The organism is Acidobacteriota bacterium (assembly GCA_009861545.1).
Lineage (GTDB): Bacteria > Acidobacteriota > Vicinamibacteria > Vicinamibacterales > UBA8438 > WTFV01.
In genome coordinates this window covers 1-12,874 of record VXME01000135.1, presented here as the reverse complement: position 1 = coordinate 12,874, position 12,874 = coordinate 1, and the positions used below count along the sequence as shown (strand labels likewise).

The window sequence follows — 12,874 nt, the reverse complement described above, 5'->3', positions numbered from 1 at the left end:
TCAAGCCAGTTGGCGACGCGCCAGGTCGCGAAAGACGCCCGGCGTCTCGATCAGTTGCGCAAAGGTCCCCTGCTGCGCCACCCGCCCCTGGTCGAACACGTAGATGCGGTCCGCCTTGCGGATGGTGGACAGCCGGTGCGCAACGACGATACGGGTGACGGCGAGTTCCTCGATCCGCGCCATGACCTGTGCCTGGGTGTTGTTGTCGAGGAAGCTGGTCGCCTCGTCGAGCAGCAGCACGCGCGGCCGGCGCACGAGTGCGGCAGCCAGCATGATGCGCTGGATCTGCCCGCCGGAGAACACCGCCGAGCCCTCGGTGACGACGGTGAGCATGCCCATCGGCATCGCCCTGATGTCGCCATCGACGGCGGCGAGCCGGGCCGCACGCCAGGCGTCGTCCAGCGTCAGGTCCGCGGCCAGGCCGATGATGTTGTCGCGCACCGTCCGCGGCTGCAGCGAACCGTCCTGGACCACCACGCCGACCTGCTGCCGCACGGCGCGCAGGTCGACGCGCTCGAGATCATGACCATCGTAGTACACCACGCCGGACGAGGGTTTCTCGAGTCCCAGGAGGATACGCAGCACCGTGCTCTTGCCGGTGCCCGTACCGCCGACCAGCGCCACGAACTCGCCGGGTCGAACGTGGATGGCGACGTCGCGCAGCACCAGCGGGCCGTCCTCGGCGTAGCGGAAGCTCACGTTGTCCAGGCGCACCTCGCCGCGCAGCTCGGGCGCGGGTCCTTCGCCGGCAGCGCCCCGGGGCGAAGCCTCGAGGATCGGCGAGACCTGCTCGCCGGCCGGCACGATGGCGGCCACGTCCGACACGGTGCGGCCGAGCGCGGCAATGGCCGACATCAACACCATGTATGCGGCGTAGACGGTCAGAAAGGCGCCTGCCGACAGCGCGGCGGGTCCCCTCTCGTATGCCACCGCGAACAGCGCGGCGGTGGCCAGCAGGGGCGCGGCAGCCGTGAACGCCACCAGATGCTCGTTCAGGACGCCGACGTGCATCTCGCTGCGCTTCTGTTCACGGTAGCCCTGCGCCCACCGCGTAAACGCCGTCCACTCCTTGCCCGTGGCGCGCAGCTTTCGCGCGGCGCCGATCAACTGCAGCAGTACGCCGGCCAGCGAGCGCTCGGCCGCAAGCAACCGCCGGTGATGAGGCACCTGACGCAGGCCCAGTGTGACGGTGAAGGCCAGCGAAGCGAGGCCACCCGCAAGCCCCAACCAGCCCATCGCGGTGTCGTAAAGGAAGAGCAGGACGAACGTCGGTAGCAGGAAGACGGTCGACAACAGTGCGCCCATGACCACGCCCGACAAGTGATTGCGCAAATCGTGGAACGCCATGGCGCGCGTCGCCAGGTCGCCGGCTGTGAAGTTGCGGAAAAAGACGGCCGGCAGGTCCAGCAGGCGGTCCCAGAGCGCGGCGGTGAGGCGAGCCGCCGCGCGGCCTTCGAGACGCATCAAGGCCGTTCCCTCGATCACTTCGAGCAAGCCCACCGTCAGCGCCAGCAAGACCATCCCCGCCGTCAGCCAGGCCAGCGTTCCCACGCGCCCCGCCGGCGCTACCTCATCGGCAAAGACGCCGACAAGAACGGCGGGCGCCAGCATGGCCAGGCCCGCCAGCAGTCCGGCCGTCGCGAACCGGACCACGTCACCCCCCCACCTGTGGAACGCGACCCGTGCCAGGGCGCCCACGCCGGACACCCGACCATCCGGCAGCGACTGATAGAAGAAGACGGCGTTCGCGTGCAGCGCCGCAGCCCGGCCGGCGTTCACCGATTCAGCGCGTCCCGACGCCGGATCCACCATGCGGTAGCGCCCCGACCGGCCCGGAAGCAGCGCGATTGGCGCGCCGTCCTCGCGCCGAAACGCCAGCATCGCCCCACTGTCGCCGAGCCACCAGCGATCCCTGGCCTCGAGCGCGACGTCGCGCCCGCGCACGCCCGACGCGGTCAGAATACCGTCCAGCGACGGACCGGTCTCGGCGCCGGCGCCCTGGCGCACCTGGGGCGCCCGCGGCGCCCGAAACCGGATGCCCTCATGGCGGCCGATCAAGGCCAGCGCCTCCTGTAGCGCGGCGCCGCCTGCTTGTTCCGGCCGGGCGCCGCGCGCGTCGACCACGTCGCAGAGACTGCGGCGCGCGGCATCTTCGCTTTCCCGGCGATGCCGCGTTTGCGCGGCGCGCAGGTTGACGGCATCGGCCAGCAACAGGCGGCGATTGAGGTCGTGGGCGCCCAGCGACAGGCGATGGAACTCGGCCAACGCCGCCAACAGACGCCCCTCGCGATGCAGTTCCCGTGACGAGACGCCCCGCTGCCGGGTCGGGCCGGACACGCTGACCCAACTGCCCGGCGCGACGGGCACGAAGCCGGAACCGGTACGGTCGGGCTCCTCCGTGCCCAGAAACGCCAGACCGACCTCTCTGCCCGACATCCACACGACGCCGCCCTTGGTCGATACGACCTCGCCGGCGTTCAGGTCGGCCAGCACGCCGGCGGCAAGAAAACAGTCGATCGGCTGCCGATGAGTGACGTCCAGAGCCACCGCGGCCGAGATGTCGGCAATCCAGGCGTCCGCCTGATCGACGACGGCGCCGCCTTCGTCCGCCGCGAGGAAGGCTGCGCACGGCACGCGCCGCAGTTCGGAATCGGGTAACCCCTTGGCTACGATTACGTTCGGACCCTCGTCCGCCTGGAACAGCAGCCGGCCGCGCGTCGCGCGCAGAAGATGCTTGAACTCGACCAGTGCGCCGCCGTCCTGTTCGCGCGCCACGAACACGTCCACCGAACCGCGGGCGACGAACCACAGCGCATCGGGATCGTCGAGGCGAATGGGCCGATTGCCGCCTCCGGCGAACGGCGCCCCATGTGCCAGGGCGAGGTCCGCGAGCCCGCTGGCGGCAACCTCCACAGCGGAGTCCAAGCGCTGCCCGTCGGTTTGAGGGGCGGACCGTCCGGTTGCGTCCGCCATACCTATTCGGCCTCCATGAGCTGACGGTAGAGGCCTTCCGTGTCCGCCATCAGTTCCTGATGGGTCCCGCGCTGAACCTCGCGACCGTGGTCGAGCACCACGATCAGATCACTGTCCCGGATGGTGCTCAGGCGATGGGCGACGATCAGGCACGTGATGCCGCGGCGGCGCAGGGCGTCGTCGATACGCAGTTCGGCGAGGGGGTCGAGCGCACAGGTCGCCTCGTCGAGAATCAGGACGCTTGGATTCGACACCAGCGCCCTGGCGAGTTCCAGACGCTGCTGCTGGCCGCCGCTGAAGTTGCACCCACCCTCCAGCACGGGCGCGTCGTAGCCCTGGGGCCGCGCGATGATCTCCGCATGGATGTCGGCATCCGTGGCCGCGGCCACCAGGGCCTGATCCGGCGTCTCCCGATCCCACATGGTCAGATTGTCGCGCACCGATCCGGCGAACAGGAAGATGTGCTGGTCGACGAGCGACACGGAGTCCGTCAGGAGATCGCGCGGCACCCTGGCGAGGGGCTGACCGTCGAACAGGACCTCGCCGGACCAGGGCCGATGGATGCCCGCCGCCAGCGAGGCCAGCGTGGACTTTCCCGAACCGGTCGGCCCGACGATGGCCACGCGCTGGCCGGGTTCGACGACCAGGCTCACGTCCTCCAGCAGGGGTCGCTCGGTGGCCTTGTAGCCGAACGTCACGTTCCGCAACTCCAACCGCCCCGTCAGTCGCAGCCTCCTCGCGAAAGCCGGCGGCCTTTCCGCGAGCGCCTCGCCGCGCCTTGTCAGGAGGGCGTCCTCGGGCGCGTCGAAGACATCGTCCAGGCGCTGCAGGTGGCCGTCGAGCACCTGGAACAGGTCCGCGAACTGCACGAACCGCCCGATGGGCAGCAGAAAGCTCGCCGCCAACATGTAGAAGCCCATCATCGCGCCAAGGGTCATGTCGCCCGACATCACGCGCAGGCCGCCCAGGCCGAGCACGGCGGCGTTGCCGGCGATCAGGAACAGATCCGGCAGCGCCGCAATCACGTGGCCGAGCTCCGTGAAGCGCTGTCGGACCAACAGCTCGCGGGCCTGGAAGCCGGTGAAGTGAACGAAGAAGTCGTTCTCGGCCGCCACCGCCTGCAGGTTGTCGATGGTGCGCAATCCGTGCATGCCCGTCGCCTGCAGGTGGCCTGCTTCGCGCTGCAACCGGCGGTTCTCGTCGATCCGCGAGCGGGTCAGCGTTCGCGTGAGAACGGCGCTCGCCGCCCCCAGGGCGACCACCACCGCGGCCAACAGCGGGTCGTAGACGAACATGAGCACCACGAACAGAAGACTGGCGACGAGCTCGATGACGACACCGACGAACTGGCCGGTCGCCACCGTGGCGACCTCGCTGATGGACTGCATCCGCGCGGTCAGATCGCCGGCGTAGCGGTGGGTGAAGAACTCGGTGCGCAGTCTGAACAGGCGCGCGATGAAGCGGTCCGCACGCGCGATCGAGAGCCGCACCGAGAGCAGTCGCAGGCAGCGTTCCCGGAGCCAGGTGAGGAGGTAGACGAACCCTCCTGCGGCAGTTGCGCCGGCGATCAGCACCGCCGCCCAGGAAGGCTCCCGGCCGCTCAACACGTAGTCGACGAACACGCCGAGGAGCAGCGGAAGGGCCAGCGCCGTCAACGACAGCAACAAGCCGCACGTGAACGCGAAGGCGAGGGCCGCCTTGCCGTCCCGGAGCCAGGGCCACAGGCGGCGCACGATGCCGGGGCGACGCCCGCCCGGCTCGAATTGCGGGCCCGGCTCGAAACTCAGGGCCACGCCGGTGAACGCCTCGTCGAACTCGTCCGCGTCGATGGTCCTGCGCCCGCTGGCGGGGTCGTTGACGTAGTAGCGGCCACGTGCATGGCCTTCCAGGACCAGGAAATGGCTGAACTTCCAGTACAGGATGAGCGGCATGCGCATGCGGTGGAGCTGATGGGGCTCCCTGCGCCAGCCCCGGACCTCGAGACCGAACTCCCTGGCGGCTCGCCAGATGTCGGCGCCGTTGCTGCCGTCGCGAGTCACCGCGCACGCGGCGCGCAACTCTTCTATAGGCACCCAGCGGCCGAAGAACGCGAGCACGATGCCGAGGCTGATCGCGCCGCACTCGGTCTGATCGTTTTGCAGCAGCGGCGGCGTGCGGACGCGTCGCCGGCGTTCGCGCCCGGACGCCAGGCCCATCAGTCGCCGTCGCTCCCGAAGAGCAGGGAGGCGAACGAACGGTGACCCAGGACGATGCGCAAGGTGCCGCTGGCGCCGTCGATGACCTGCAGCGGGTCAGGCTCCATCAGCGTGGCGCGCAACAGATGGGAGCGCACCGGCGGCTCGAGCCCGAACTCGGTCAGCCACCGCGGCGGCGGTACGACGCGGGGGGATACATCCTCGACGCGCGCCGGCAGGACCTGGGGCGCGCCCGTGCCTGGCACGGCCAGACGCACCTGCGCGTGCATGCCCGGCACAAGACGCATGGCCTCCTCGCGCGTGACGAACCCCAGCGCCTCCACGGGGCGGGCGGATGCTGCGCGAATGCGGGCCGCGAACTCGCCGGCCGCGATGCGCTGGCCGGCCGCCAGTGCGAGCGTCACCAGTTCGCCGCGCCGGGGAGTCGTGATGTCCTCCGTCATGAAGCCATCGGCGCCGCGTTGCGCGGTCACGGAGCGCGCCGAGGCAAGCAGGGCGCGGAGGTTCTCGTTGGCCGCCATGTCCTGTGGGGCGTCGCCGCTCTCCATCGACTCGCGGAGGCGGCGCAGGACGGCGCCCCATCGCTCCGCTTCCGGCGTTCGCACGCGCGCGATGGGCTGACCAGGGGTTACCGTGTCGCCGACCTCCGAAAGCACGTCGACGACCACGCCGGACACGCTGGCCACCACGTCGATGCGCTCCCCGGGCCGGACCAGCACCGTCTCGATGGAGAGGCTGCGCTCCGCCCGACCGAGCAGGCCGTAGGCCAGCAGCACGACCAGCGCCACGCCCAGTCCCGACACCAACAGCCACTCGTGGGGCGCCGTGACCTGCAGCCGGGCGTCGACGGTCTCTCGCCGCGCACGTCGGGCCAGCGCCTTTTCGCGGAACATGGTCTGGAAGAACACGGCGCTCCTCTGGTAGTCGACGGGTTGGGCCGCCCCTTCACACAGTGGCATTACTCCTGCTACGTCAAATCCCAGCCGGGCAGGGCGGCCGCCTGCCGGATCCACGTCGCCATCTGCGCCTCGTCCAGGCCGTCCTCGCGGATGTCGACCCAGCGCGAGTTCTCGTCCTTGCCGGAGCCGGGGGGCACAGGTCGCAGCGACGCGCCGCGGAAGAAGGTCACCTTGACGTAGCGGGTGAAGACGTGGACGTTCAGGAACCAGCCTTGGCCCTCGACGCCGTAGAAGGGCGAGTTCCACCGCACGCACTTGCGCACGGCGGGCACGGTGCGCACGATGAGCTCGTCGAGACGGCGCCCGAGATCGCGCTTCCAGCCCGGCATCGCCGCGATGTAGGCCTGCACGGGGGCGTCGCCGTCGGCCTTCGCGATCCGGGGGTTGCCGCCGGCGAGGAGGACCACCTTTCCGCCCGTCGGCCTGGCGGCGGCCTTCCTCGCGGCCGGCGCACCGGGAGCAGGCATGGCGCATTGTACCGGTGTACGATTGCCTGCACTCATAGAAGGCCCGACCGTGTTCACGCCGCGGACGCCGCGGCCCGCAAAGAGGTTTCACCATGCGCCAGTCGATGCGTTTCGCGCCGGTTCTCCTGCTCGCGGCCCTGCTCTGGGCAGTGCCGCCCGCCCACGCGCAGCAGGACAGCGCTCCGGGTCCGTGGCAGACCTACGACACTTCCGACGGCGAGTGGCGCAGCTACGCCGGCGACATCGGGGGCAAGAAGTACTCGCCGCTGGATCAGATCGACGCGGACAACTTCGCCGACCTGGAGCTGGCCTGGGAGTGGACGTCGGTCGACCACCGCGTCAGCAAGACCACGCCGGGGGGCGGCGAGTGGTGGGCCCCGCTCGACGCCGTGGTCGAGGCGCTCGTCGCGGAGACCCCCAACCTCTACCGGACCGGCCACCTGCCGAGCCCGACCGGGTTCCAGGCCACGCCGCTGATGGTCGGCGGCGTCCTCTATTTCAACACGCCGCTGTCGCAGGGCGTCGCCGTCGACGCCGAGACCGGCGAGACGCTGTGGGTCTTCAACCCCAAGAGCTACGAAGAGGGCACGACGACGATGACCGGGACGTGGCGCCAGCGGGGCGTCGCCTACTGGACCGACGGCGAAGACGACGAGCGCATCTTCTGGGGCACCGGCAACGGCTATCTGGTGTGCGTCGACGCGAAGACCGGGCAGCCCTGCGCCGACTTCGGTCCGAACGGCAGCGGCATGGTCGACGCCATGAACGGCGTCCCGCGCGCCAACCGCGGCGAGCGCGACTACCTGAACGCCCTGCTCTACGGGATCCACTCGCCGCCGATCGTCGTCCGCGACAGGGTGATCCACGGATCGCACGTCGCCGACCGCCGGATCACCAAGGAAGCGATCCCGGGCTGGGTCCGGGCCTGGGACGTGCGCACCGGCGAGCACGCCTGGGACTTCCACACCGTGCCCAACAGCGCCGACGAGTTCGGGGCCGACACTTGGCTGAACCAGTCCTGGCGCTACTCGGGCAACGCCAACGTCTGGTCGATGCTGGCCGGCGACAACGAGCTGGGCCACGTCTACCTGCCGACCGGAACGACCACGAACGACTACTACGGGGCCGACCGGCTCGGCGACAACCTCTTCTCCGAAACGCTGATCGCGGTCGACGTGGAGACCGGCGAGCGCGAGTGGCACTTCCAGGCGGTCCACCACGGGCTGTGGGACTACGACTTCCCCACGCATCCGAACCTGGTCGACGTCGTGGTGGACGGCCGCCCGATCAAGGCGATCGCGCAGGTGAGCAAGCAGGGCTTCGTCTACGTCTTCGACCGCGTCACCGGCGATCCGATCTGGCCGATCGAGGAGCGTCCGGTGCCGACGGAGACCAACATGCCGGGTGAGGTGCCGTCGCCGACGCAGCCCTTCCCGACGAAGCCGGCCCCGTTCGACTACCAGGGCGTCACCATCGACGACCTGGTCGACTTCACGCCGGAGGTCCGGCAGATGGCGATCGAAGCGGTCGAGGGCTTCCGGCTCGGACCGCTGTTCACGCCGCTCGACCGGCCGATCGAGGGGGTCACGCGGGGCACCATCATGCGCCCGCCCGACGGCGGCACGGCCGGCTGGGCCGGCGCGGCGGTCGATCCCGAGACCGGGATGCTCTACATCCCGTCGCGCAACCAGGCCACGGTGATCCCGCTGTACGAACCCGACCCGGCGCTGGGCGCGACCGTGGCCTACACCCACGGCGCCCCGGAGGACGAGCGGCTGGCCCGGCGCGGCGCCATCCGCGACAGCCCGCAGATGCCGCAAGGGCTGCCGCTGCTCAAGCCGCCCTATTCGCGCATGACCGCCATCGACCTGAACACCGGCGAGCATGCCTGGTGGGTGCCGACCGGCAACGGCGACCGCTACCGCAACCACCCGCGGCTGCGGCACCTGAACCTGCCGCCGCTCGGCGGCGACAACGGCAGCAACGGCCCGCTGCTGACGAAGACGCTGCTGATCTACTGCCTCACCGCCGGGGGGACGAACAACGGCCCGCGGATCGTCGCCTACGACAAGACGGACGGGACGGAGTTGGCCTCGGTCGACCTGCCGAGCGGGGCCATCGGCACGCCGATGACCTACCTGCTCGACGGCCGGCAGTACATCGCGCTGACCGTCGGCGGCGGCCCGCGCCTGGTCGCCTTCGCGCTGCCAGAACGCCATAGTAATCCGTAGTCGTCCGAAGAGAGTCGGAATCCCCCGTTTTTATTGAGTATAGCGTGGGGGTCTGTCTACCTTCCTCCGAACATATTCCGCCTGTTCCAGATCAAATCGTGGTATATTCGTGGTATGCACAACGACGGAGGATCCGCATGGCAGGACGACTCAGAGCCAAGCAGATCGCCGCCTTGCCCCCAGGACGACACGGCGACGGCGGCACCCTCTTCATCGTCGTCGAGCCCGGCGGCCGAAGCCGCCACTGGGTCCAGCGCTTGACCGTCGACGGCAGGCGCCGCGACCTCGGGCTCGGCGGCTATCCATACGTCGGGCTCGCCGAGGCACGCGCGGCCGCCTTCGCCAACCGCCAGTTGGCCCGCCGTGGCGGGGACCCGACGGCGAGCGTGCGACAGTCGAGGATCCCCACGTTCCGCACCGCGTGCGAGCGGGTCGCCGAGACCGCAACGTGGAAGGGCGACGGGGCGAAGAACCGGCGGAACGCGCTGGAGAGATACTGCGGTTCCCTCATGCCCCGCCGCATCGACCAGATCCGGCGGCCGGACGTGATCGCCATCCTGGTCCCGGTCCTGGCCGAGAAGCCGGCCACCGGGTCGAAGCTGCACGGGTGGATCCGTGGGGCGCTGGCGTGGGCCGTGGCTGGCGAGTACGTGGAGTTCAATGTCGCCGACGGCATCGGCGCGGCGTTGCCATCCGGTCGGAACGCCCAGAAACACCACGCGGCGCTGCCTTACCAGGAGGTAGGAGCCGCAATGCACACGATCGCCGCTTCCGGGGCGAGCGACGTCGTAAAGGCCTGTCTTCGGTTCACGATACTGACCGCCGTTCGCTCAGGCGAGGCACGCGGCGCCCGGTGGAGCGAGATGGACCTCGAGGCAGCGGAATGGCGGATATCGGCTGAGCGCATGAAGGCGGGACGCGAGCACAGAGTGCCATTGTCGCGTGCCGCCACGGACACGCTGGAGCGCGTCAGGAGCCTGCACAGTCCGGCTGGCTTGTGCTTCCCGTCCCCGATACGCGCCAGCAAACAGCTATGCCCGTCGACGCTGAAGACCGCCATGAAGCAACTCTATGGCGACCGCTGCACGGTGCACGGCTTCCGCTCCTCGTTCCGCGACTGGGCGAGCGAGCAGACAAGCGTGCCGCATGCGGTGGCCGAGGCGGCGCTGGCGCACCAGGTAGGAAGTGCCGTCGAGCGCTCGTACGCCCGCTCGGACCTGTTCGACAAGCGCCGTGGCCTGATGGACCGGTGGGCGGAGTACGTGACGAAGTGAGCTGCCCGGCGGTAGTGCGAGGAACCAGTGGCCATTTCCAGAACCGCCATCGAACGAGCTCTCGATGACCTCGTCTCACATGAGGAGGGGATGCGTTTTCAAGCCCTCGCGGTAGTACTCGGCAAGAAGCGTTGGCCCCAACTCATTGCCCACGAGCGAAAGAAGGACTTCGGCCTCGACGCCTACGCGCCTCCGAGCCAGACCCCGGAGGGAGTCGGCAAGGGACTCGCCGCCTCAATCACGCCGACGCTGAAGAAAATCTCTTCCGACGCACAGACCGCAAGGACCAAGTTCCCTGAATTGAGGCAGCTCCTCTTCGTGACGGCCGGCAAAGTCGGCAACGCCGACCGAATGAAGTGGGAAAACGAACTTCAGCACGAACACCGTCTCGAGCTCCTCATCATCGGACGCGAGGAGATCATCACTCTGCTGATGATCCCGGAGAACGCCGACCTCGGTCCCCGCTTCCTCCGCCTCGATGTCGATTCTGGAACGCAACTCGCCGATGTCATTGACAGAACTCGGGGGGCTGCAGTCGCGGTCACGCGCGCTTGGGCCCGCAGAACACAAGGACAGCCGCTTGTCGATCTCGCGGCGGTGCGGCTTGATCCGAAGGGCGCGGAATCCTCGGACGAGCTGTCGCTTGAGCAGATCGACCAGTTGCTGTCCCAGAGCCGCCGCATCGTTCTCGAAGGGCCCGCTGGCCGCGGAAAGACGACGACGTTAGTACAGCTTGCACAACGCCCGCGCAACGCTGGCACGCCCCTGTTGGTCGACTTTCCGGCTTGGACGTCATCGCGCCAAGGAATTCTCGAGTACATCGCCGGGATGCCTGATTTCCTGGCTGCAGGGCTTACGGCCACCGACCTTGCACGCGTGCAGCAGACAGAACCGCTCTTGTTCTTGTTGAACGGCTGGAACGAGATCGCGGAGTCGAATTCCGCGCATGCCAACGCAGCACTCCGAGAACTCGAACGCCATTTCCCGAGCGCCGGTATCATCGTCGCAACCCGCACGCACCACTTGACGCCGCCGTTGCCCGGCGCACTACGCGTGCGGTTGTTGCACCTTCGCAGGGCGCAGCGTAAAGCGTACCTCGTAGCTCGCCTTGGCGACCAAGGAACTGCACTTCTCACCCGCCTCGACGCGGACCTGTCCCTCGACGAGCTGACCCTCACGCCGTTCATTCTTTCGGTAGTCGCTTCACTGTTTGAGGTGGATGCCGCGATTCCCTCCACGAGAATCGGTGTCCTTGCCCAGGTCGTCGGCGTGCAGGCAGAACGCGACGAACATAGAAACGCGCTGCAAGCACCACCGATCTTCGGCCACCAAGTGGATTATCTGAAGGCCCTTGCAACTGAGATGACCCGCTGCGGTGCGGTGCTATTGACCGAGGCTGATGCCTGCGCCACGGTTGCCGCCGTTTCAGGCGAACTTGCGAATAATGGGCAGATCGACCTCGTGGGACCACCGACCATCCTAGCGGCGCTCGCGGGTCACCATCTTCTCGAGCGTGTTGACTATCCAGAGGTGGCGTTTCGGTTCGAGCATCAGCAACTTCAGGAGTACTTCGCTGCGCTCGACATTCGCGAGCAGCTCTTCAACCTACTAGATGACTACAATGTAACCGACCGCTTCGCGGTCGACTACGTAAACGACCCAGCATGGGCCGAACCACTACGCATGATCGCTGAAGCCTGCGCCGAGCCGGCTGATGATGGCGGAACCAACGAGAAGAATACGCGCGCCGGCGCCAAGTTGGTGGAGATGGCCCTTGCCGTCGATCTCGTATTTGCCGGCGAACTAGCGCAGCTTTGCGGCCTCGGTGTTTGGGACAAGGTCCGCGCCCTCGTCGGCGAGCGCTTCCGCACCGTCTATGCATTCCCCGACGGCAACTACCGCCACTATGCGGTCGCTGCAATGCTCGCCGCCGCCCACGACGACTTCAGCGACATCATCGTGCCGCTCCTCTCGGACAACGACCAGCAAACGCGGCTTGAAACGTACCGGCTGTGGCCGGATCTCCGAGTCTCGTCGCTTGGGCAGAAGTGGCGCGATGAGGTGCGCGGCTGGACAGAGGAGGCGCGAGCGGATTTCGTCTCGGAGCTGCTTCATCATCGCATGGATGGCGATGTCGCGATTTTCGCTGTTGACGACGACAGCATCGTGGTGAAAAAGGCTGCGGTCGAAGGCCTTATGTGGACTAGGTCTGAAACCATGCTGACCGTCGTCCTGAAATCGATGGATCCACAGACGTTCGAGCAAGTTGTCCGCGAATACGTGGACCTAATGCCCACGGCGATCAGGTCCAAGACCGTCACCGCGATGCGCAGTTTCATTGAGAGCAGTACCGACCATCCTGCGCGCCTCCGAGCCGCGCTCGATTTGGTCGGAATCGGCGAGACAGACTTGGACAGCGTAATCAAGGATGCAATGGCTGCGCTTCCCGCGGGCGACATGAGGACCCTGGCTCAGCATTACATCCAACCAGCGCTCGAATACCTATGTAGTGTTCGGTCGAAAACCCCGCAAGTGATTGATTCTACGGGGTGTAGCGCGGATTCAGGGTGGCGAAGATCGTCAGATTGCCGTATTCTCGGAGGTGATTCCCCGAGGATCGACGCACTCGGGCAATATCTTTTCGCGAATTGACATCATGAGAGAAGTTCACCGGTCGCAGTTACAGATCGGTCAGGTGCCGGTCGAGAGAATCTGGATCAACCCAGTAGTGTCCCAGGAATTACTCCAATAGATTCAATAGGTTACCGGGACCTC

General features: G+C 67.7%; 7 protein-coding genes. 3 read left to right on the top strand and 4 right to left on the bottom strand.

Annotation, left to right across the window (positions count from 1 at the left end; all coding sequences use genetic code 11):
- The 4 genes from F4X11_21125 to F4X11_21110 all read right to left on the bottom strand — a co-directional run bounded on the left by F4X11_21125 (position 1) and on the right by F4X11_21110 (position 6,630).
- The gene (locus F4X11_21125) at positions 1 to 2,913 is read right to left on the bottom strand and encodes an NHLP bacteriocin export ABC transporter permease/ATPase subunit (protein ID MYN67496.1); all 2,913 of its coding nucleotides are present in this window, start codon (positions 2,911 to 2,913) and stop codon (positions 1 to 3) included.
- A 62-nt stretch (positions 2,914 to 2,975) separates the two neighbouring features.
- Positions 2,976 to 5,168 (bottom strand): NHLP family bacteriocin export ABC transporter peptidase/permease/ATPase subunit, encoded by a 2,193-nt coding sequence (locus F4X11_21120; protein ID MYN67495.1) that lies wholly within the window; start codon positions 5,166 to 5,168, stop codon positions 2,976 to 2,978.
- Positions 5,168 to 6,127, bottom strand: a complete 960-nt coding sequence (locus tag F4X11_21115) for a hypothetical protein (protein ID MYN67494.1) — start codon at positions 6,125 to 6,127, stop codon at positions 5,168 to 5,170. Before F4X11_21115 ends, F4X11_21120 begins: the two co-directional genes overlap by 1 nt.
- 8 nt (positions 6,128 to 6,135) lie before the next feature.
- Positions 6,136 to 6,630, bottom strand: coding sequence for a hypothetical protein (locus F4X11_21110; protein ID MYN67493.1), 495 nt, complete (start codon positions 6,628 to 6,630; stop codon positions 6,136 to 6,138).
- 56 nt (positions 6,631 to 6,686) lie between these two features.
- Between F4X11_21110 and F4X11_21105 the strand changes: the two genes are divergently transcribed.
- From F4X11_21105 to F4X11_21095, 3 genes are all read left to right on the top strand, one after another.
- Positions 6,687 to 8,825, top strand: a complete 2,139-nt coding sequence (locus F4X11_21105; GenBank protein ID MYN67492.1) for a PQQ-binding-like beta-propeller repeat protein — start codon at positions 6,687 to 6,689, stop codon at positions 8,823 to 8,825.
- A gap of 137 nt (positions 8,826 to 8,962) precedes the next feature.
- Positions 8,963 to 10,099, top strand: a complete 1,137-nt coding sequence (locus F4X11_21100) for a tyrosine-type recombinase/integrase (GenBank protein ID MYN67491.1) — start codon at positions 8,963 to 8,965, stop codon at positions 10,097 to 10,099.
- A 27-nt stretch (positions 10,100 to 10,126) separates the two neighbouring features.
- A complete protein-coding gene (locus F4X11_21095; protein ID MYN67490.1) occupies positions 10,127 to 12,751 on the top strand; it encodes an NACHT domain-containing protein in 2,625 nt (874 codons plus the stop codon).
- The last annotated feature ends 123 nt before the right edge of the window (positions 12,752 to 12,874 follow it).

Excerpts from the sequence above, each read along its gene's own strand:
- F4X11_21105 (MYN67492.1), top strand. The coding sequence starts at position 6,687 with ATGCGCCAGTCGATGCGTTTCGCGCCGGTTCTCCTGCTCGCGGCCCTG.
- F4X11_21100 (MYN67491.1), top strand. The coding sequence starts at position 8,963 with ATGGCAGGACGACTCAGAGCCAAGCAGATCGCCGCCTTGCCCCCAGGA.
- F4X11_21115 (MYN67494.1), bottom strand. The coding sequence starts at position 6,127 with ATGCCACTGTGTGAAGGGGCGGCCCAACCCGTCGACTACCAGAGGAGC.
- F4X11_21110 (MYN67493.1), bottom strand. The coding sequence starts at position 6,630 with ATGAGTGCAGGCAATCGTACACCGGTACAATGCGCCATGCCTGCTCCC.
- F4X11_21120 (MYN67495.1), bottom strand. The coding sequence starts at position 5,168 with ATGGGCCTGGCGTCCGGGCGCGAACGCCGGCGACGCGTCCGCACGCCG.